The organism is Oceanobacter kriegii DSM 6294, from assembly GCF_000422845.1.
GTDB classification, from domain to species: domain Bacteria; phylum Pseudomonadota; class Gammaproteobacteria; order Pseudomonadales; family Oceanobacteraceae; genus Oceanobacter; species Oceanobacter kriegii.
On sequence record NZ_AUGV01000007.1, the window covers coordinates 94,301 to 116,112 of the forward strand.

The window sequence follows — 21,812 nt, forward strand, 5'->3', positions numbered from 1 at the left end:
GCACCATAGAAGTATTAAAACAACAAGAAGAAGAAAAACCTTAAAAATCTAGAAGATCGACATTGGAATCTACTAAGTTTATATAAGCAACTTTCTCTCTATAACGCTCAAAAACATCTTCCACATTTTTCAAATGCTCCATATGAGAAAAATCAACACCATGAAGAACAAGAAGATCGAACAAATCACACTTGTAAGTGTACGGCCCGACTCTATCGAAAACTTCATCAGCATACTCTTTCCGTCCAGGTTTTTCGACAAGGCGAAAACGTTCAATCTTCGAAGAAATCAAATTATAGGTATCATCGTAAGTAAAAAAAAGGGATTCAGACTGATCCATTTGCGTCTCAAAACCCTCTTGATTATAGTAAAAACAATGAGACTTGAGTATATCCTCTACCCTAGCAACTTCATCCTCATTAAATTTCTCAAAGTCACGCACACCATAAAACCTCAAAATTCGCTTCAAATAAGGAATGTAAAAACCCTTCAAATAGCGATAAGTATCAATACCACTCAAAAAACCAAGCTGCTGCCCCCACGACGAATGCGAATTAGCCATCGAAGAATAAAACCTATAAGCGAAATCATCTATCGAATTTCTAACATAACAGGCCGAAAAATAATCCAAAACACTTTTATGAACAAATGAATACTCCATACCTTCGTAAATCAATAGAGAAGCAACTTTATTCATATCATCAAGAAAGCCTCTAGGGTCCTGCAGACACTCGGCTCCTCTTTTTATAGAATCCGCTGCCATTTCTAGCGCGACAGATGATGGGAGAAAATTAAGCTGCTTTCGAGCTGCAATAAAACAAAAAACTTCAAAAACCTTCCGCATCTCATGATCAGACCCAGCATAAGACCTTGCTCGAACAAACCCTGGTTTCGATCTATCGTGCTTTACCACCAATGTTTCAAATAAGTTCTCATAAAAATCAGCGTGATTTCTTGGCAACACGCCAATCGACTTATATGTCAAGACAAGCAAAGTCATCATCAGAGGAGTTGTGAGCAAGCCCTCAATTTCACAATCACTATGTAAAATCCCATCAATTAACTGATCAGCCATATCTCTAGTGGTAATTTTCTGCAAGATTGATTCAAAATCATCACTAGACAAAGGTTGAATATCAACAACACTATATCCCGCCATTCGATTAATAGACGTTCCTGGCCGAGAAGAAATAACAACTCGAAGTTTTTTATATTTAAAGCGTAGCTCCTCAGCCCTGAATATAAAATCCAACTGGAGATCACGAGAAACTTCGTCATACCCATCAAGAAATAAAACAACAAAACCTTCGGACAAAAAATACTCTACCAATTCATCACTGACTTCGAACCCGAGATTAGAAAGCGCAGATGATATCAGAGCATCCAAATCTCGAACCTCAGAGAGGTACCTCAATTCAATAAACACTGGAATTCGTTCAGAGAACCTGATTTCTTGCGAACACAGGTATCTCATAAATATGGACTTCCCTTGCCCAGCGACACCAATTACAATCAAACCCCTATCAAAATCAATCGACTCCAGCCTACCAACCGGATCTCCTCTATTTTGATTTCTTATACGTACCGGATTATAGAACTCTTTCAGATCAATCGGCTTATCAACACTCCAAACCGTTTTGACCATCGTGAAGTTAGATATTTTTGACTTTAATTCTTCAACTTTCGATTCTTCCTTAAATCTAGCAAGCTGCCTTTTAACTCGGTCGCTCGCCTTCTCAGAAAACTTGAGCAGCAAACTTGACAAAAACTCAACTGTTACAGCTCCGACGACATCCATGGCCCACTCCATAGCTTTATAATTTTTAGTTATTAGGACACTTCCAGTCCTGATTACGTAGATTACCAATTAAAACGCATAATATATTTCCCATTCACGATCTCAATCATCTCATTTTTTGAATCGAGTCGAGCTACTGGGATTCTCTTTTACACCGAATAGTGAAAATAATTCCAACTGCGGTTATTTTCAGCTCCAATGGGCGTAGGCACACCAAGCTAGCAATGCGTTCGCAGGCAAGCCTGCTCCTACAACCTGCTTATGCGGACGGGCCGTCCGCGCTCCCGGAATCAAAGCAACTTCAGGAATTCAGTCCCTGCCGATGCTACTTCTCGGCCGCCTGCTCCACTTCCGTTGCGGGCATAAACTGCTGCAAATGCCTAATGGGTAGCAGGTACTGAATCTGTGGCCAAACCAGTTGAATGCCGACCAATAAACCGACGATGAGCATGGCGGGCCATGCCAGATTGGAAAGACTGGGAAGTGATAATCCACCATCTTTGGCTCCGAGTACGAAGGCAAATATCAGTGCGAATACGCCGCCGAACATCAATAAGCCAACCAGCCCCTGACGGTCGCTGATGTCTTCTATGCTACGGGCGTTAGCCGGGTTGGATTTGGATACCCTAATTTTGGCCGGCTGACCGATAACGATGGTGTATTCGTCCATCATGCCAGTCGTTCCTTCTATTTCCCAAAGGCGGCCGTCGGCCTGGTAGTGGAAGATTTTGAACCAGCAAACGTTGGTTTCTCCATCACTGCGAAAGATACGTTTAACCAGTCGCACACAGGTGCCAGTCACTTCGTATGATTGGCGGGTGAAGTTTTTATCGCTTTTTAAAAGCCACCAGCCGGCAATGAAAGCCAGTATTCCAAGGGATAACAACAGCGTCGGGATCATGAAATTCCTTTTCAAGACTGTGGGGTTGGTCGGTGTTAGTTATACCAGATTTAAATCTCGGTTAACCATTTATGCGGACGGGCCGTCCGCGCTCCCGGAACCAAGCCATTCGCAGAACCAAGCCACTCAAGGAATCCAGGCCGTTTCCTAATCAGGGATTCTTCTGGAATTACAGCCGCCCGCACCAACCCGCGGTTTATTCGCTTGCCAGCCCAAACTCCCTCAGACGGGTGTTAGTGCCGTAGTAGAAGTCGCGCAGTTTTTTCGGCACACCATTGAAGTCTGCTTCCGTGTATTCAGTAATCTTCATGCCTTTGTTAGCCAGTGCTTTGAGGGTGTTTTTCTCACGGCTTGCCAGCCCTTTGGCAGTAGCGGCTTCCGCGGCTATAAACGACTGACGTATGGACTGACGGTTGGCTTCACTAAGGGACTCCCACCAGCTTTTCGATACAACAAACACACCCGGAAAGGCCATGTGCCGGGTCAGCATCAGATGATTGGCTTGCTGGTGCAGTTCCAGGTCGAGGGTAGAAGCAAGATCGATATCAACGGCATCTATGCTGCCTTTAACGAAGCCTTCACGAATATCCTGCAAATGAATTGGCTGTGGGTCTGCGCCTAGCTGTCGATACCAGTTGTAAAACACGTCGTTGGGAAACGTACCAATACGCTTACCTTTCAACTCGGCGGTTGTCAGTGGTTCTGCGGTAAGAATGACTCTCATGCCCGGAAACACGTACCCCAGCACAACCATATTGTGCTGTTCCAACCCATCACGCATGGCAATCGCCTGGGTATTCGCTGCGGCCGCTCGCATACTATCGAGGGTTTTGAACTGATACGGTACCAGCCATCCGTTCAAGGATGGGTCCAGCGTCGTCAGGGAGCCAACCGCAACGATGGCCGCCTGAAGCCGGTCCTTGCTCATCAATTCGATAATGCTGGATTCACCACGCACTTTGGCAAAGCGGGATTCACGCACGCGCATGTCGTTGCTAGTGGTGTTTTCTACCCGCTGTTTGAAGTCTTGCATCAGCCGCGACCAGCTATGATCCGGGGTGGTGATTACGCCAAAGCGCATGGTTTCTGCATGCCCTGTCGTCGCCAGCAGGCTGCACATCAGCGTGGCAGCCGCCAGGCGGGTAATTCTGTTTATTATTTTTGTCATGGGGTCGTCCATTGCATGTCGTCGGCACCGGCTGGCGCTCGCTCGGTGTGGTGCCAACGCCTGCCCTTGCTGGCAATTCCCGCTACGCATCAGGGCGCGCCTGGGATACTTCAACCGCAAGCAGCAGGGATGGCGAACCAAAGCATCTAACGTCAACGCCTTCCAACCAATACAACTTGTGCGTCTATTGGCCCGTTTTCGGCCCGACTTTCGATCCCGTACCTCAGTGGACACTGCTTAAGTCGCAAGTATGGGGTTGGAACCCGCCAGGGACTGCCCATTTATATCTTTACACTCACTTCACCTTCGCTTCACCCCCACAGTGGTGCAATGGCTGTGCGTAAACAAACAAGCGCGCAACCAACGACTCATTCTGGAGAAGGTTATGAAACTGCTTACTCAATTTAAAACCAACGCTGTCACCAAAACCGCTGCTGCTCTTACGCTGGTAGCCGCTGCCTCACTGCCATCTGTTGCCTCGGCCGAATACCTGGGTCCGGATCATGTCACCGGCAAGAACCTGCAGCAGATTCTGGACAACCCTAAAGACGATCAGCCGGTGCAGCTGTCAGGTTATTTGGTGCGCAAAATCGGTGAAGAAACCTACGTTTTTTCTGACGGCAAACAGGAGATCAATGCTGAAATTGAAAGCGAAGACTTCCCCGCCCAGCCTTTTGATGAAAACACGCCGGTACTGATCGTCGGTGAAATCGACTACGATCGCCTGCGCGGCATCGAGGTAGATGTAGACCGCCTGACCATTCAATGAGGGTTTGCGATCCGGCCGGGGAATCTATCCACCCCGGCCCAGCCCTACTTCCCAACACAGCAAGGAAATAGCCTGTATGAAGGTGCTTATTGTCGACGACAATCGACAGGTTCTCGAAACCCTGATGGACTATCTGGAAGTAAAAGACATTACCTGCGATTGCGCCTGGAATGGTGAGGCGGCGTTGGAGATCCTCAAACAGCAGCGCTTTGACGTGATCGTGATGGACATCATGATGCCCAAAATGGATGGCATTGCCGCCGTCACGGCCCTGCGAAATCAATTGAACCTGACAACGCCTATTCTATTCCTGACGGCACGGGATGCCCTCGACGACAAAACCGCTGCTTATCAAGCCGGTGGTGACGACTACCTGATCAAGCCTTTCGTTATCGACGAGCTCATTTTACGCCTGCAAGCCCTGTGTCGCAGGGGTGAGCCGAAAAACACCAACCAGCTGTCCCTTGGTGGCCTGACCTACAAAAGCCAGTCGGACCAATTTTATTGCCATCAACAGCCGTTGGAATTGGGACGAATACAATCCCGAATTCTGCAATTACTGCTGCAACAGCAACCAGCAGTAGTCAGTCGCCAGCACTTGATTGATACGGTGTGGGCCGACGAAGAACCGGATAGTGACGCGCTCAAAAGCCATATTTACGCCTTGCGGCAGACGCTGAAAAAACACACAGACAACACCATCCCCACACTTTCTACGGTACACGGAAAGGGGTACAAACTTGAGCTGGTTTGACCCAACCCCATCCGACCACAAGCCCCGGCTATTCCACAAACTGGTGTTAATGACTGGCGCACTGGGCACCTTCAGCATTGCCTTGTTTTGGCTGATCGTAGTGATCGCCGAAGACCAGATGGAAGTCATCAGTCTGCAACGCTGGTTAGACTCTGAAGCCAACCGGGTTGAGCTGCTGTACCAGACTCAGGGCCAATCCCCCGAGGTGTCGAATTCCGCCGAGTTTGTGTTGTATCGTAGTAGCAGTGGCGTGCCTCGCTGGCTTCAGGGCTATCAGCAGCCCGGCTTTTTTGAGCACCAGCTTGGGCCTGAAGACAAGCACTTTCTGGTACGCCCCGATCCGTCAGGGGAAGGACTGATGTACGTGGTATTCCGCAAGGACGCCGATGATTACCTGGATGACTACGAAGAAACCCTGCATACCGTCGCCTTGCTGCTGGGCGTATTTATCTCCCTGCTGATGTATGGCTACGGATGGTATCTGGTTCGCCAAATCTCACGGCCGTTACAGCGAGTGACCGATCGCATTCAACAGATGGGGCCAGACCAGCCCGACTTCACACTCGATGCGCATTACAAAGAACTGCACCAGATTGAATCTGCCTTGCTGCAAGCCAAACAACGCAACGCCACCTACGTGCAGCGGGAACAGGAATTCAGCCGCTTTGCTGCCCATGAAATCCGAACGCCACTGATGGTGTTGCAAGGCTCAGCTGAGTTACTGCAACAGCTGGACAACCCAACCCAGAACGAAGCAGCCGTGGCCAATAAAATGATATCCAAGGCCGCCAGCCGCATACGTGATGCCAGTGAAGACATCACCCTGCTGACCGACGCCTTTTTGCTATTGGGCCGCGAACAAATAGAACCACAGCATTTTCATAACATCGATTTGGCCAGTCTTGTTCAAACCCATGCCCACCACGCCGAACAGCTGTACGACAATTATCATCACGGGCTAACCATCGTGACAACCGGTTCGCCAACACTGACCGCACCGACCAGCTTTGTGGTGATTGCCTTGCGCAACCTGCTGAAAAACGCCTTCGCTCATGGCAACGGCGCGGTGCAGCTTCGATTGACCGACAGCACCCTTGAAGTCAGCAATCCAACGCAATCGATGACCAATAGCTCGGAGTCCAGCCATACCAACCCCACAAGCCCCGTAAACTCAGAGAAATCGGCCGAAACCGGCTATGGCTACGGACTGGTGATCGTCGAGCGCATTGCTCAGCGACTGAATTGGAAACTGGTTCAAGAACACAGTCACGAGCGCTCACAGGAACATCTCCAGAGACAAGAAGCCAGCCGATATAAAGCCACGCTGATCTTCAAACACACGATTGAAATACCGCCACCAGGTTCATCGGACGAGAGCTGAGTCAAGGCAAAGGAAAGTCGTCTGGCATATGGTGAGCCGATACAAGCACAGGAGAACACCATGGAATTTGATATTGCCATCATCGGCGCGGGGCCAACCGGGCTGAGTTTTGCGTTGTCGTTGCGACAGGCCATCAAAGACCATGACTTGAACGTCGTTGTGATCGAAAAGCAGTCTGAAGCAGCACTGGCCAACCCCGCTTACGACGGCCGCGAAATCGCGCTAACGCACCTGTCAAAAGCCTTGCTGACCGATAACGGCAGTTGGGAACGCATTCAGTCTGACAACATCTCGCCATTGATGGCCGCCAGCGTGTTGAATGGCAACTCGGAGTACCCGCTGCACTTTGAAGCACCAACACCCCAATCTGCCACGCAAGAACAGGAGCCACTGGGCTACCTGATTGCCAACCAGAACATCCGCAAAGCCATTTTTGAAGAATTCAAACACAGCGCTACAGACAACATTACCCTGATGGCAGGACGAACCGTCGCCAGCACCCGCACCAGCCTGGACGGTGGCTATCTGACATTGGACAACGGCGATGAAATCAAAGCCCAACTGATCGTCGCCGCCGACACCCGTTTTTCCAGCAGCCGCAATCAAATGGGCATTGCCGCTGAATACAACGACTACGGGCGCAGCGCCGTATTGTGTGTGGTTGAACACGAGCAACCCAATCACCACACCGCACTGGAATGTTTTCTGTACGGTGGCACCCTCGCGGTACTGCCACTAAACGGCAATAGCAGCTCCATCGTGATCACGGTGAACTCCGCCGAAGTGCCGGAGTTATTGGCCAAAGAGCCTGGCGAATTCTGTGCCGATATTGAACGCAAATTGAATGGCAAACTGGGCGCTCTGAAACAAGCCGGTGATCGCTTTCACTACCCCTTGGTGGGTGTGCATGCGCGCCGTTTCTACACCAACCGCTTTGCCTTGATCGGCGATGCCGCCGTTGGCATGCATCCCGTCACCGCCCATGGGTTCAACCTTGGTTTGGCAGGCCAGGACATACTGGCCAAAGAAATCAGCAAAGCGGCAGCCAGCAATGGCAAGTTCTGGTCAGAGGCGGTATTACAGGCGTATCAACGTCAACACATGCCCAATACTCGGGTTCTGTATCACGGCACCAACACGGTCGTCGGCTTGTTCACCAACGATACCTTTCCGGCCAAACTGGCTCGCAGCGCCATGCTGCGCATCAGTAACCACCTGCCACCGTTAAAAGAAGCTATCCGTCAGAAGCTGATGCACAAACAAGCGGGACCGATTTTTGGACTGCCCGCCCTGCCCCGGTTTTGATCGGCTAATCAGCCACTGATCCACTGGTACGCAAACAGCACGGCAAAACACACTGCAAACATAAACGGGCCATAGAAACGGTTGGCCCAAAGGATCTCACGGGCGCGCATACCAAAGCGCGCCTGCATGGTCAGCTGAATGCCCGACATAGGAGAAAACCCCGAGCCAATCCCCCAACACATCAGCATGGTCAGGCCCAGCAGGTTCGGATCGCTGACGCTGGGGGCCAGAATACTGCCCGCCAACGCCACCGTGGTTACCGGGTGCATGCCCAGCATTGCCACACCCACCAGCACCATTAACGTAATGCAGGCTTCCAGTGCGCCATAGTGTTGAGGTGCCAACGACAAGTCCAACACCGCCAGTGTGGCTGCCACGCCCGATGCCAGCACCGCCGCCCCCAAAAACAACGACACCTCGGAACAAAGACCCGGCAAGCCGGTTTTCACATGATGAACCAGCGCATTCGGCTGACATACCGGATTGCCTTGCCTGTCGCGTTTTCTGCCCAGAGTAAACCGCCATAGCACCGTCACGCTGACGGCCAGCAAAGTCACCAGCGTCAGCACAGACACCGCAGGCCAGATCCAATGGAAAATCACCACCAGCAAGGCCAACCCCACGGGCATACCCAGCGACGACCAACTCAGCGGAAATCCCTGAACCTGATCCAGCTGCGGTTTACGATGAATTTCCCAGGCGGTAAACAGTAAACCAGCCATGGCGACCGGCAAACTGCACGCCACCAGCACCACCAATTGCGACCCCGGTGCACTCAACAGGGTTAATCCCATGGCACCAAAAAATGGCGACCAAAACGCGGCGGTAGAAAACGCACGCAGCAGCACCATGCCCTGCGGCCGCAGCAAGGGTTTACCACCGTTGGCATGAACCAGACGGTCACCAACAATCATGGGAGCACTCATATTAAGCACCGAGCCCAGAATGTGGGTGCTGATCATGGTTTTTTGCAGCACGGTACGGCCTTTCGGAAGGTCTTCAGCAGGGGCAATACCGGCCAGTGCCACCAGCCGTAAAAAGCTGACGCCCACCAGCATCGCCAACAACATCTGGTTGCCAGCGACCGCTTTCAGGAAATATGAGGTCGTTTGATTGTCAGCCTGGAACTGGCCGGGTTCGACGCTGGCATTGCCAGAACTCAGAACATCAAACCCGACGGCAAACAGCAGGCCCGAAACCCCTACGGCCACCAGAATGCCAATTTGCTTTCGCTGTGCCGGTTTTAACCGGGGAATCAGAAGCAAAGCCGCCAGCCACAACGGCACACCGGCAACCCATTCAGGGAATGGCAGCAACAACTCCCGCGTCAGCACCATCGCCATGGCAAGTAACAACAGGCAGCCAGCCACCACACCGGTTACCGCCAACCCTGAAGGTTCAGAACGAAGGGAGAGCCACGATTGACGCATAAAAAAGTTCAAACCCGATCCATTACCAACAAGGATTCGAGTGTGCCAGCATTCAGCTCAAAGGCGCAGTGATTTGTTACAGGACAGGCTGTTCTGGTACCAAGCTTTCAGAACATCAGGCACTCACAACATCAAGCACTCAGAACATCATGCCCGCTAACTGTCGTTAGCGGGCCTGTTTGATTGGAAAGGAGTATGGAATTTAATGCGACAGAATGTAATCAAAACGCTGCGCGGAAAATATCACACACTTCATCAAAGCTTGGTTGAATCGGATTGGTTAACCCACAGGCGTCTTTCATGGCGTTTTCGGCCAACACCGGAATGTCCTTCTCGTCTGCGCCCAGTTCTGCCACACCTGCCGGAATGTTCACATCCGCCGCCAGCGTACGAATCGCTTCAATGCATACCTTGGCCGCCTCATCGGCACTCAGACCCTGCACATCGCAACCCATTGCCGCGCCCACTTCACCCAATCGAGCATCCGCCGCCCTGGCGTTAAATGACTGAACATGCGGCAGCAAAATGGCATTACACACTCCATGCGGCAAATCGTAAAAACCACCCAGTTGGTGCGCCATGGCATGCACATAACCCAGCGATGCATTGTTGAACGCCATCCCGGCCAAAAACTCGGCATAGGCCATCGCCTCCCGAGCGGTTTTGTTATTGCCATCTTCTACCGCGGTACGCAAGTTGGCACTGATCAGCCGCACTGCCTGCAAGGCACAGGCATCCGTAATTGGCGTCGCCGCTGTCGACACATAGGCTTCAATGGCGTGCGTCAGCGCATCCATGCCGGTAGCGGCAGTCAGCGCTTTCGGCATACCAACCATTAGATCCGGGTCGTTCACCGACAGCACCGGCGTGGTGTGTTTGTCGACGATGGCCATTTTCACGTGACGCTCATCGTCGGTGATGATGCAAAAGCGGGTCATTTCACTAGCCGTGCCCGCGGTGGTATTGATGGCTACCAGTGGCAACTGTGGCTTGGCAGACTGGTCAACGCCCTCGTAGTCTTTTATCGAACCACCGTTAGCCGCTACCAGTGCGATGCCTTTGGCGCAATCGTGCGGCGAGCCGCCACCTAACGAAATCACGAAGTCACAATCGTATTGTTGCAATACCGCCAGGCCTGCTTCCACGTTGGCCACATTAGGGTTTGGCTTCACCTCGTCGAACACGACCGACGTGACATCATGCTCGGACAACAGTTCGGCGACTTTGCCGACCATGCCAGTGGCAACCAGCGGGGCATCGGTCACAATCAGTGCCTTGCGCCAGCCCCGTGACTGAATGTCAGCAGCAGCCTGCTGCAAACTGCCGCTGCCCATCAAGTTAACGCTAGGGATATAGAATGCGGTTGCTGTCATGGTCTGTTCCTTCTGGTATGAATTCACTTTGATAACAACAACCTACTCCTGCCATCGAGTGGCAAACTTGATGCAGAGCAAGCGACTGTCGCCCAGCCAACAGCAACTTGACCTGCATCCAGCAACGATCAAATGATCCGGGCTCAGCTCACAAAAACATACCACCAGACGCCTCGATCCGCTGGCCGGTTATCCACGACGACCTCACCGACAACAGCTGAGCGATCACATCGCCAATGTCACTCGCTTCGCCAACCCGTCCCTTGGCCGTTGCCTCAGCAACAAAGCGGTTTAAGGCTTCGTTGTCGCGTACCGTACCGCCGTTAAAATCCGTTGCAATGGCGCCCGGCGCCAGGGTGTTCACACTGATACCCCGGTCGCCGAGTTCTTTGGCCATGTATCGACTCATCACCTCAACACCGCCTTTCATCACTGCGTAGGCGCTAGCGCCCGGCATACTAAAGCGTGCCAGCCCGGAAGAGACATTCAGAATGTGCCCACCATCGTTCAGATGCTCCAACAAGGCCTGGGTCAGGAAGTAAGGGCCCTTGAGGTGTTGCAAGTACAAATCGTCAAATTCGGCTTCTGTGGTATCCACAAAGTCTTTATGCAGACCTGCACCGGCGTTATTCAGCAGAAAGTCGATACCGTCGCGGTTGAAATAATCAGACAGCAAGCCTCCTACCGTAACCACAAAATCACCAAAGCTGTCGGTCTTACGGGTGTCCAGCTGCACACAGGCCGCCTTACGACCCAGAGCCTGAATGTCTGCAACCAGCGACTGGGCCGCTTCCTCGTTGTGCAGGTAGGTAAACAGAATATCCGTGCCTTGCTTTGCCAGCGCCAGGACTCCTGCTCGACCGAGGCCACGGCTGCCGCCCGTAATCAGGGCCAACTTGCTGCTGGATTGAGGTTTAATGTGTTCGCTCATGGTGTTCTCCGGGTTGATTGTGAAAAGCAACGCCAGACTAAGTGCGTTAACACTGCGGAAAAACACGCCGCAAACGGCTTGTTTGTTCATATAAAAAGAACATCGATAGGCCGGCAATAAGATAGAGTGAACAAAAACCACAGCCTTCCCTGACTGCAACCCTCTGCACTTTTGAGCCATACACACCATGGACAAACTGGAATTACTCCGCCGCTTCGTTTCCGTTGCCGATACTGGCAGCTTTACCGAAACGGCCGAACGACTGAACCTGCCCAAATCGGCGGTTTCTTCGTCCATCAGCAAGCTTGAAGAGCATTTGAATAGCCGCCTGCTGCACCGCTCTACCCGCCGAATTACGCTGACGGAAGCTGGCAAGGAATTACTGCCACAGGCGAATACGTTACTGGCTGAAATGATCGAGCTGGAGAATCGTTTTCAGCAGCAAAACGACACCTTGAACGGGCTGATTCGAATGGATATGCCCAGCCGATTTTTCGCATCGGTGGTGCTGCCGCATTTAGGCGATTGGTACGCCCAGCACCCGAATACACACATTCGACTAATCGGCGCCGACCATCGAATCGACCCGATAAAAGAGCAAGTCGATATACTGGTCAGGGCCGGAAAACTGGAAGACAGCGACCTGATCGCACGGCCGTTAGGCACCATGTCGATGGTCAACTGCGCCAGTCCCGGGTACTTAAACCATCACGGCACACCCGCAACCATTGACGATCTGTCCAGTCATTATGTGGTGGATTACTCTCCCGGCCACAGTGTCCAGCCAGACGGCTTCGACTATGTCGACCACCATGGCAAATTGCAGTCCGTGCCGGTCGCGAACCAGATATCCGTTAGCACCACAGACGCCTACCTTGGGGCGGCGTTACACGGCCTCGGCATTATTCAGCTACCAAGGGCAGGCGTTGCCGGATTTCTCGCCAGCGGAGTGCTGGTTGAAGTCTTGCCAGAGTACGTATGTGAGCCGATGCCCGTGGCCATGTTGTATACGTCCCGGCGCTACCTGCCTCGGCGCATTGATGAATTCATGAACTGGTTGGCCACCCGATTTGAGCAATACAATGGCTGATTGCATGGTTTACCGCTTTCATGACGTTATACTGTGTTGCTGTGCTTTACAGCCAAGCACAGCCAAGTATCCGAACGACAACACCGACCCAACCGCAGAATTTCACCATGCCGCGCCCGCCGTCTTCCAAGCAGCCTAAAAATCCGTCTTCCAACTCGCCGTCTGATTCAGTACCGGTAAACCCATGGACTGATCCATCAGCCCGGGCGTCAGGTAAGCAACCCGGAAAGGACGCCGATTCAGGACACCCAAAAGCCAGAACCAAAGGCAAGCAAAAGACTGCTGGCAGCAAGGCAAAACGTCCGGCAGACAAAGCGAAAAAAGCGCCACAACTGCATCCACGTAACCGCCATCAAACGCGCTACGATTTTGATGCGCTGACCAAAGCCAACCCGGACCTGACCCGCTTTATGGTTGTTACACCGGCAGGCAATGACTCCATCGACTTTACCAACCCTGAAGCCATCAAGGTGCTGAACCGTTCGTTGTTGATGCAGTGGTACGGGCTGACACATTGGGACATTCCCGAGGGCTATCTGTGCCCGCCCATCCCTGGCCGCGCTGACTACATCCATAACCTGGCCGACCTGCTGGCCACAACCAACAACGGTAAGATTCCCCTGGGCCGAAAGGTTACCGCACTGGATATTGGCTGCGGCGCCAACTGCATTTATCCAATCATCGGCAACAGTGAATACGGTTGGTCGTTTGTCGCTGCAGACATTCAAGCCGATTCATTGGCGTCGGCACAGCGCAACATTGACGCCAACCCAATGCTCAAAGCCAGTGTGACACTACGCGAACAAACCAACGCAAGCTATTGTTTCAAAAGCATTATCAAATCGAAGGATTTCGTTGACGTTACGCTTTGCAATCCACCATTTCACGAGTCTGCCGAACAGATGGCCCGAGGCAACGAGCGCAAGTGGAAGAATCTGGGTAAGTGGGACGGCAAGCAACAAGACCCCAAGCAGCTGAACTTTGGCGGTCAAAGCAATGAGTTGTGGTGCGACGGTGGTGAGGCCGCGTTTGTGGCAAGAATGATTCGCGAAAGCCGGGAGTACGGCCAGCAGGTCGCTTGGTTCACTTCGCTGGTGTCTCGTCAGGCAGCTATCCCTGCACTGAAACACGCGTTGAAAGAAATCGGCGTGAAGCAACAGCGCGTGGTGGAAATGAGTCAGGGGCAAAAATTCAGTCGTTTCATCGCCTGGACCTTCCAAAGCGACAAAGCGTTAGAGACCTGGGCCAAAAACCGCTGGTGATCTGAATCCAATTAGGACTCATAACAAAAACGGCCGCAATTGCGGCCGTTTTTCGTTTTGGTTTTTGTCTTGGTTAGGAGCTTTTGATTATGGGCTTACCCAACCAAACCAAACCCAACCCAACCCAACCCAACCCAACCAAGCAGAACCGCTATCAACGATTGTGCTCAACCATATCGTCAACGATCTCCTGCTCTTCGTGCAGATCGTTAACCGCATCGGCCTGCGGCAAAATCAGGTTCAGAACGATGGCGACAATACCGCACAGGCTAACGCCCTGCAGGTGCCAATCACCAGCACCAACGACCATGCCGCCAATGCCGAACACCAGAGTCACCGCCACAATCACCAGATTGCGCTGAGCACTGAGGTCCACTTTGCCCTTGATCAGAATGTTCATGCCAACACCGGCAATCGAACCAAACAGCAGAATCAGAATGCCACCCATGACCGGCGTCGGAATGGTTTGCAGCAAGGCACCGAACTTGGAAATAAACGCCAGTGAAATAGCAATGACCGCAGCCCAGGTCATAACAACCGGGTTAAACGCCTTGGTCAGCATCACGGCGCCAGTCACTTCAGAGTAAGTGGTGTTTGGCGGTCCACCGAACAAAGAGGCCGCAGACGTCGCCAGACCATCGCCCAGCAAGGTGCGGTGCAGGCCCGGCTTCTGAACATAGTCTTTACCCGTCACGCTGCCGATGGCCAGCACGTCACCGACGTGTTCAATCGCGGGTGCAATCGCAACCGGCAGCATGAACAGAATCGCGGCAGGTACAAATTCCGGCATCACAAAACCCGGAATGCTAAGCCAGCTGGCGTTGGAAACAGCTGCGTAATCCACCATGTTGTTCATCGCGGCAATCGCGTAACCCACTGCTACACCAGCCAAAATTGGCACCAATCGGAAGATCCCTTTGGCAAAGGTTGCAACCAGCAAGGTGGTAATCAGAGCAGGCATAGACACCATCATGGCGTCCGCATACGGGAACAATTGCGCCGACGCATCACCGGTTTTGCCCACCGCCATATTGACGGCAATTGGTGCCAGACCCAGACCAATGATCATAATAATTGGCCCGGTCACCACAGGTGGCAACAGGCGATGCAAGAAGCCCGGGCCACGCAACGCCACCAGTGCCGACAGCAACACATACACCAGACCGGCGCAGAACAAACCGCCCATGGCAGCCGCCTGGCCCCAGGTTTCTACCGCAAAAATAATCGGCGCGATAAAGGCGAACGAAGACCCCAAAAATACCGGGATAGAACGCTTGGTTGTCAGCTGAAAAATCAGCGTTCCCAAACCGGCCGTAAACAAAGCCACACTTGGATCAAGACCGGTAATCAAAGGCACCAGAACCAGCGAGCCAAATGCGACGAACAGCATTTGTCCACCCGCCAACAGCAGCCGCCAACCGCTGTAGAGGTTTTCATTTGTCGTTTGCATGAAGATTCCCCCAGAGAATCAGACCATCAAAAGTTATAGGAAGGTGTAGCGCGTACAACTGTCAGCCCATGGCGAGGCAAGCACGCCACAGACTGTTGGAGAAAAGGTGTTACCTGGTGCCGAAAATCTTGTCGCCAGCATCACCCAGACCCGGGATGATGTAGCCGTCTTCGTTCAGGTGGCTGTCGACGGATGCGGTGTAAATATCAACGTCCGGGTGAGCTTCCTGTACTTTCTTGATGCCTTCTGGTGCAGCAACCAGAACCAGCGCACGAATGCTGGTACAGCCATGCTTTTTCAGCAGGTCGATGGTGGCGATCATGGAACCGCCAGTGGCCAGCATTGGGTCAATAACCAGTGACATACGCTGATCAATATCACCCGCCAGCTTGTCGAAGTAGCTCACAGGCTCCAGGGTTTCTTCGTCGCGGTACAGACCCACCACGCTGATCTTGGCGCTAGGCACCAGCTCCAACACGCCGTCCAGCATGCCCAGACCGGCACGCAAAATAGGTACAACGGTGATTTTTTTGCCGCGAATGCGCTCACAGGTCACGGAGCCACACCAACCGTCCTGTTGGTACTCTTCCAGTTCCAGATCCTTGGTTGCTTCGTAGGTCAGCAGGTTACCCACTTCCCCGGCCAGAATACGGAAGCCGCGAGTGCTCATATTCTGATTACGCATCAAACCGATTTTGTGGCGTACCAGTGGGTGACGAATTTCATGAACGGCCATGCTTACCTCTGTGTTCGTTATGCGGTGGTTCAAAGTGCGGGGATTTTCGCACAGAGGAATCCTGACGCAATGGTCAATATTACGCTTTTGTTAAGAATTCAGGGCTTAACGCAGGTAACGTAGCTACAAATTGGACAGTATGGCGCCGCACCGCCATATTCCGCCCACAGCAATACAGAAACATCCCAAACAAGGAACCTAGGATCATGGCGAACTGCCAAATCATCAATCTGAAGGATCAGCCACAGTGGCTGCCACTGCTGGCCGGCTGGCACTTTGATCAATGGGCCAGTTACTACCCTGGCCAAACCCTTCAAGACTTTGAACGCGATTTAAAGGCCAGCACCTGCTCGGATGGCATTCCTCAAACCTTTGTTGCCATGGTCAACGGCAAGCCCGTGGGCTCCGCCAGCCTGCTGGCAGACGATTTTGAACCACGCCCAAACCTGACACCCTGGCTGGCGAGCGTCTACGTCGACCCAAGCCATCGCCGCCAGGGCATAGCCAGCCAATTGATTGCCGCTGTCGAGCAACACGCAGCAGGGCTGGCGATTGCACGCCTCTATCTTTTTACGCCGGATCAACAGCACCTCTATCGAGTGTCCGGCTGGCAGGATCACGAAGTAGTGGAACATACTGGCCGCCGATTCAGCGTCATGACAAAACGACTCGGCTAACAAAATAGCTAGGCCGGCAAAACGGCTTGATTAAAAAGCCAGTCGACTGACAAAAGTGTCAAATCACCACCAAAACCCGAAACAGCGAACGGATGGCTTGACAGTATCGCCATCCAGCGTCGATAGTTACGGAATTGTTCAACCAATATACTGAAATACGTACTGACCACTAACGGATTCAAGCTAATGATCACATCCGATCGCGCTTCACGCTCCAGCAGCGTAGCTCGCCAGATTATGATGATTATTCACACTATCAGCAGATTGGTGGGATAGCTTGTAACTGAACAAAAGCTTCTGAAAACCCGCCAAACGGCGGGTTTTTTTATGGCCGCCAAAACGGGAATTCAACAGATCAACAACGAATATTGATTTTTCATCGCAAAGGGTAATGCCATGACAACCGCAGCCAACGACACCAGTCTCGCCAACAACCTGCTCCTGCCACAGCTGCAGGACATTATTGCCGCGGCTGGCCGGATGAAAGGCATTGCCCGCCGCACGCCGTTGCAGCACAGCCAGTACCTCAGCAAGCGTTACAACGCCAACGTGCTGCTAAAGCGAGAAGACCTGCAACCGGTGCGCTCCTTCAAATTACGCGGGGCCTACAATCGCATTGTGCAACTCAGCGCCAGCGAACGTGCCCGTGGTGTTGTTTGCGCCAGCGCGGGCAATCACAGCCAGGGCGTCGCCTGGGCCTGTCATGCGTTAGGTATTCAGGGCGTGGTCTACATGCCTGCCAACAGCCCGCTGCTGAAAGTGAACAAGGTGCGCGAGTTTGGCGGCGAGTTCATCAAGGTGGTACTGACTGGCAACAATTTCGACGAAGCCTGCGCGGCAGCCCGTGACTACCAGAAGCACCACAACGCGTGTTTCATTCACCCGTTTGATGATTTTGATGTCATAAGCGGCCAAGGCACGCTGGCGCTGGAGATATTGCAAGACGCACCCAAAACCATTGATTACCTGTTCGCTCCTGTTGGTGGTGGCGGCCTCGCAGCCGGTGTTGGCACTGTGTTCAAACAGCGTTCAACCGCTACCCGCCTGGTTGGCGTCGAGCCCGCCAATGCCGCCGCCCTGAAACACTCGTTACAGGCTGGCAGTAACCAAACGCTTGGCAGCATTGATCCCTTTATTGATGGCGCGTCAACACTGCGTGTGGGCGAACTGGGCTTTGAAGTGTGCAAGCAGGCGCTTCACGATGTGCAAGCCATTCCGGATGTCCTAACCTGCCGCGCACTGATCGACCTGTATCAGGAGCAAGCCATCGTCGCGGAGCTGTCGGGTTCTCTCAGCGTTGCTGCGCTAGAACTCAACAAGGAACAAATCGAAGGGAGAACGGTTGTGTGTATCGTCAGTGGCGGCAATAACGACTTCAGCCGCTTTGGGGAAATATTACAACGCGCCAGCCAGTGACAGGCGTAAGGTAACAAGGTAGAAAAAACAAGAACCGACAAGACACTGGGGGAAGCAACCCAGGAGACTGATAGCGTGCGTCCCAGTGCCCTGTCGGAAGGCGTTGCCGGCAAACTCAGTACATGCTTTCCAGGTTGTTCAAACCGGATTTGTACACTTCACGGATGGTGGATGTTGCCTCGGATGTTTCGGCGTTGAACGTAGAACTCCAGGTAACCGTCGACTGACTATCAGAAACCGCTGTAACCGTAATACTGGACTGGTATTCGCTCACTGGCAGTGGACCAGACACAATGCGATAGCTGTAGCTCATGCCAGCGTCGTCGCGGGCCGTTTCTTCTTCAACGATAACGGCATCGTTGTGCAGTACCAGATGACGGAATTCTGCCATCTGACGACTGATTTTCACCGCTGGGTGCCAACGATTCATGTTGTTGTACTCGCCTACCACAGCCCACACCTCAGCCGCTGGTGCATCGACTGTCACTGATTCCGATACCGCTGCCGGACCCGTACTTCCACCAAAATGCGCGCAACCTGCTGCCAGCATCGCGCCGCCCATGGCCAAGGATAAAAATGCTGTTTTCATCTGATTCCCCGTGAATTGTTGTTATGGGAAACCACAGCATGGCCTGTCACTCAGGCAACAGACATTGTGCTTTTAGTGCAATCTTCCTCGTTCAAGCGGACCACACCAACGCCACACTGCCCCGCCAAAAGGACAAGACAAAACGGGCAACGCATAATTCACTCGAACGGGATCGAATCAAAGATAACGGTATAATTCAGGCATTAAGGCCGCGCAGCTGGGCACGAAATGCAATTTTATCGAGCATGTCGCGCATACTGCTGGTGAAGAACATCACCAACGGCGGGCTGTAGTTATCGGCTGGCTCCAGTACTTTGGCACTAACCAGCGCATAGCGGGACTTCAGTTTTTCCAGTAATCGCTCGCCCGGCAACAGGGTTTCCAGCTCGCGCAGTTCGCTGCGAATCAGGCTATCGCGTTGTACCATTGCCGCTACATCGGCCTCTGGCAGGTGACCCGCCAACGCAGGCCATTCCTGCAACAGATAACCCAGGTTTTGCATCGCAAAGGCAACATCCATTTTTGCCAGCGCCTGATCCAACTGGCTCTGGTTATTCACTTCCATCGCAGCCAGCAGCTCGTCCAACTGACGCCAGCCATTCATCAGTCGTTGTACTTGCGCCAGACTGAATTGCTGTCGGGACTCTTCCATCAACCCCAAAAACTGCTGTAACGACGATACCACCGGAGCCGGCAGCGCTGGCCGCTGCTGCCAGTCTGTCAGGTCTTCAACCGTTGCTTGCAGCTGCTTGTTGACCAGGCCTTGTTTGTGACGATCCACCTGCTGCAGTTGCAACAGACTGCTGACCGAATCGACCGCCGCCAGACGTGCTTCTTGTGCACCAGTTACTGCTGCCTGCGACGGCATAGCCAGCGAACACAAAGCCACCAGCACAGACAGCACTCCGAATTGACGCTTGCGCGTACTGGCGCCCGCAGAAATAGAGAAAAGACCAGAGAAAGAAAGAGCCGATAACACCGCTCGAGATTTGGAAAGCAGCAAACGCACGTAACCGGAAGCTGAACCCGCTACGCCAAAAGACCTGAACATATTGAAACCCTGCAATTGAAGATTCTTGTTTTTTTCCAATGTACAGGATCACTGACCGCTGATGGATTACAGCTTGTGCAGCTCACATTCCATTTTGATATTTGTCGATTCGGCAAATATTCAATCTGGCTCACGCACCACCACAATAACATCGCCAGACCACAGCCATATTCCGGATTCCCTTCTATCGCTGTTGCTGCTGTGATAGGTTGCGCGGCTTTTTTAAAATCGACTTAACCGGCTTTCACTCCGAAGGCCAAAGCGGAGCACCTTCCATGATCTGTGGTTTTGACTATGGCACATCCAACTGCGCGATCGGCGTCGCCAACAACGACACCATCCAACTGGCCAGCGTTGATGGTGACAAGTCCTTTATGCCATCGGCACTGTATGCACTGGGTCGAGAGCTGATCACAGAACAAGTCGGCCTGGCGCTGCCTGCAGGCGTACAGCGTGAAGCCTTCGTAGAGAGTCGTCGCGGCCAGCTTGGGCTAGCTCGTCGCGTGCGTGATGATTTGGGTCTGGCCCCTGCCAGCCCCGGCGAAGACCCGGTGATGTTTGTTGGCCAGCAAGCGTTTGAGCATTATTTTGCCGACCCGGAAGAAGGCTACTTTGTGAAGTCGCCAAAGTCCTACTTGGGTGCCAGTGGCCTGCGCCCGGAATTCATGCAGTTTTTTGAAGACATCGTGACGGCCATGATGCAAACCGTTAAACATCGCGCTGAACACTCGCTCCAGCAAACGCTGACCCATACGGTGATTGGCCGCCCGGTTAACTTCCAGGGCTCACTGAGTACCGACAGCGGTGCAGAACAGAGCAACCGTCAGGCCATTAGCATCCTGACCACCGCCGCCAAGCGCGCCGGTTTTCAAGAAGTCGAGTTTCAATATGAACCCATTGCAGCCGGGCTGAGTTTTGAACGCGGACTGACCGAAGAAAAAACCGTGCTGGTCGTCGATATCGGCGGTGGTACCAGCGACTGCGCCATGGTACGCATGGGACCTCAACGTCGCGCCAACACCGACCGCAGCGCCGACTTTCTGAGTCATACCGGTGAGCGTATTGGCGGTAATGACCTCGACATCGCGCTGGCGGCCAAACAACTGATGCCTCTGTTTGGCCTCACTGCCGACCTGAAAAGCGGCAAGCCAATGCCAACCAAAACCTTTCTGGATGCCGTCAGCACCAATGACGTTGGTGCCCTGCAGCGATTCAACAGCCTTGAAACCCAACTCTACCTGGAACAATTACAGCGCGACTGTCTGCAACCGGAATTGATTGGCCGCCTGATCAAGCTGCAACAGTACAAGCAGAATCAGCAATTGGTGCGTGGTGCCGAGAACGCCAAGATTCATCTGTCGGAACAAGCCAGCGTCAGCGTGCCGCTGGAGTTTGTTGAAGCCGCCCTATCAGCCGAGATATCCCAGCAGCAACTGCAAGACGCCATCGACCGTCCATTGGAGCGCATCACTGAATTAATGGCAGAAGCCGTCGCCAATGCCGACACCAGGCCCGATCTGGTGTTTGTGACGGGTGGCAGCGCTCGTTCTCCTATTATTCGTGAAGCTGTGGCCAGAACGCTGGGGGATATTCCGTTGTTGGATGGTGACCACTTCGGCAGCGTGGTGTCCGGCCTGACCGAATGGGCACAGCGCATCTATCGATAACAGCCTATTTGAGAGCCTATTTAAGAGCTACGGAGAACCGTTGCTTACTGATAAGCAATTCAGC

Annotated in this window: 19 protein-coding genes; 9 read left to right on the top strand and 10 right to left on the bottom strand. The window is 52.8% G+C overall.

The features are described 5' to 3' along the window. Positions 1–40 precede the first annotated feature (40 nt). From G516_RS0105750 to G516_RS0105760, 3 genes are all read right to left on the bottom strand, one after another. Complete coding sequence (locus G516_RS0105750; protein WP_169449496.1) at positions 41–1,798, bottom strand: NACHT domain-containing protein; 1,758 nt, start codon at positions 1,796–1,798, stop codon at positions 41–43. A 325-nt stretch (positions 1,799–2,123) separates the two neighbouring features. Then, positions 2,124–2,699, bottom strand: coding sequence for a DUF3592 domain-containing protein (locus G516_RS0105755; RefSeq protein ID WP_028292858.1), 576 nt, complete (start codon positions 2,697–2,699; stop codon positions 2,124–2,126). Between the two features lie 196 nt (positions 2,700–2,895). After that, the gene (locus G516_RS0105760; protein ID WP_169449497.1) at positions 2,896–3,867 is read right to left on the bottom strand and encodes a TRAP transporter substrate-binding protein; all 972 of its coding nucleotides are present in this window, start codon (positions 3,865–3,867) and stop codon (positions 2,896–2,898) included. A 385-nt stretch (positions 3,868–4,252) separates the two neighbouring features. On the opposite strand from G516_RS0105760, the gene G516_RS0105765 reads away from it, so the two are divergent. From G516_RS0105765 to ubiM, 4 genes are all read left to right on the top strand, one after another. Then, positions 4,253–4,636 (top strand): YgiW/YdeI family stress tolerance OB fold protein, encoded by a 384-nt coding sequence (locus G516_RS0105765; protein WP_051218984.1) that lies wholly within the window; start codon positions 4,253–4,255, stop codon positions 4,634–4,636. Between the two features lie 76 nt (positions 4,637–4,712). After that, positions 4,713–5,390 (top strand): response regulator transcription factor, encoded by a 678-nt coding sequence (locus tag G516_RS0105770; RefSeq protein ID WP_028292861.1) that lies wholly within the window; start codon positions 4,713–4,715, stop codon positions 5,388–5,390. Continuing rightward, complete coding sequence (locus tag G516_RS21210) at positions 5,377–6,771, top strand: sensor histidine kinase (RefSeq protein ID WP_051218985.1); 1,395 nt, start codon at positions 5,377–5,379, stop codon at positions 6,769–6,771. The genes G516_RS0105770 and G516_RS21210 overlap by 14 nt, the downstream gene beginning before the upstream one ends. A gap of 60 nt (positions 6,772–6,831) precedes the next feature. Continuing rightward, entirely contained in the window at positions 6,832–8,076 is a 1,245-nt protein-coding gene (gene ubiM / locus G516_RS21215; RefSeq protein WP_036534799.1) for a 5-demethoxyubiquinol-8 5-hydroxylase UbiM, read from the top strand. An 8-nt stretch (positions 8,077–8,084) separates the two neighbouring features. Here the strand turns inward: ubiM and G516_RS0105785 are convergent, their stop codons facing one another. The 3 genes from G516_RS0105785 to G516_RS0105795 form a co-directional block, all read right to left on the bottom strand. Next, positions 8,085–9,506 carry a hypothetical protein gene (locus G516_RS0105785; RefSeq protein ID WP_028292862.1) on the bottom strand — a complete coding sequence of 474 codons (1,422 nt, stop codon included), beginning with the start codon at positions 9,504–9,506 and terminating at the stop codon, positions 8,085–8,087. 221 nt (positions 9,507–9,727) lie between these two features. Then, positions 9,728–10,879, bottom strand: a complete 1,152-nt coding sequence (gene yiaY, locus G516_RS0105790) for an L-threonine dehydrogenase (RefSeq protein ID WP_028292863.1) — start codon at positions 10,877–10,879, stop codon at positions 9,728–9,730. A 148-nt stretch (positions 10,880–11,027) separates the two neighbouring features. Further along, complete coding sequence (locus tag G516_RS0105795; RefSeq protein ID WP_028292864.1) at positions 11,028–11,810, bottom strand: SDR family NAD(P)-dependent oxidoreductase; 783 nt, start codon at positions 11,808–11,810, stop codon at positions 11,028–11,030. Between the two features lie 187 nt (positions 11,811–11,997). Between G516_RS0105795 and G516_RS0105800 the strand changes: the two genes are divergently transcribed. Together G516_RS0105800 and rlmF are read left to right on the top strand one after the other, a co-directional pair. Continuing rightward, positions 11,998–12,900, top strand: a complete 903-nt coding sequence (locus G516_RS0105800) for a LysR family transcriptional regulator (protein WP_028292865.1) — start codon at positions 11,998–12,000, stop codon at positions 12,898–12,900. 107 nt (positions 12,901–13,007) lie between these two features. Beyond that, positions 13,008–14,162 carry a 23S rRNA (adenine(1618)-N(6))-methyltransferase RlmF gene (gene rlmF, locus G516_RS0105805; protein ID WP_084644895.1) on the top strand — a complete coding sequence of 385 codons (1,155 nt, stop codon included), beginning with the start codon at positions 13,008–13,010 and terminating at the stop codon, positions 14,160–14,162. 154 nt (positions 14,163–14,316) lie between these two features. Here the strand turns inward: rlmF and G516_RS0105810 are convergent, their stop codons facing one another. Both G516_RS0105810 and upp read right to left on the bottom strand, forming a co-directional pair. Further along, complete coding sequence (locus G516_RS0105810; RefSeq protein ID WP_028292867.1) at positions 14,317–15,612, bottom strand: uracil-xanthine permease family protein; 1,296 nt, start codon at positions 15,610–15,612, stop codon at positions 14,317–14,319. Positions 15,613–15,721: 109 nt separating this feature from the next. Beyond that, positions 15,722–16,348, bottom strand: coding sequence for a uracil phosphoribosyltransferase (upp, locus tag G516_RS0105815; RefSeq protein WP_028292868.1), 627 nt, complete (start codon positions 16,346–16,348; stop codon positions 15,722–15,724). A gap of 206 nt (positions 16,349–16,554) precedes the next feature. Between upp and G516_RS0105820 the strand changes: the two genes are divergently transcribed. Both G516_RS0105820 and ilvA read left to right on the top strand, forming a co-directional pair. Further along, positions 16,555–17,025, top strand: a complete 471-nt coding sequence (locus tag G516_RS0105820) for a GNAT family N-acetyltransferase (protein WP_028292869.1) — start codon at positions 16,555–16,557, stop codon at positions 17,023–17,025. A gap of 396 nt (positions 17,026–17,421) precedes the next feature. Beyond that, positions 17,422–18,441: a threonine ammonia-lyase IlvA gene (gene ilvA, locus G516_RS21220; RefSeq protein WP_051218987.1), complete on the top strand. Its 1,020-nt coding sequence runs from the start codon at positions 17,422–17,424 to the stop codon at positions 18,439–18,441. 115 nt (positions 18,442–18,556) lie between these two features. Here the strand turns inward: ilvA and G516_RS21225 are convergent, their stop codons facing one another. Together G516_RS21225 and G516_RS0105835 are read right to left on the bottom strand one after the other, a co-directional pair. Continuing rightward, the gene (locus tag G516_RS21225) at positions 18,557–19,030 is read right to left on the bottom strand and encodes an SRPBCC family protein (protein ID WP_051218988.1); all 474 of its coding nucleotides are present in this window, start codon (positions 19,028–19,030) and stop codon (positions 18,557–18,559) included. A 196-nt stretch (positions 19,031–19,226) separates the two neighbouring features. Then, positions 19,227–20,081: a hypothetical protein gene (locus G516_RS0105835; RefSeq protein ID WP_028292870.1), complete on the bottom strand. Its 855-nt coding sequence runs from the start codon at positions 20,079–20,081 to the stop codon at positions 19,227–19,229. A 275-nt stretch (positions 20,082–20,356) separates the two neighbouring features. Between G516_RS0105835 and yegD the strand changes: the two genes are divergently transcribed. Further along, positions 20,357–21,748, top strand: coding sequence for a molecular chaperone (gene yegD, locus G516_RS0105840; protein WP_028292871.1), 1,392 nt, complete (start codon positions 20,357–20,359; stop codon positions 21,746–21,748). The last annotated feature ends 64 nt before the right edge of the window (positions 21,749–21,812 follow it).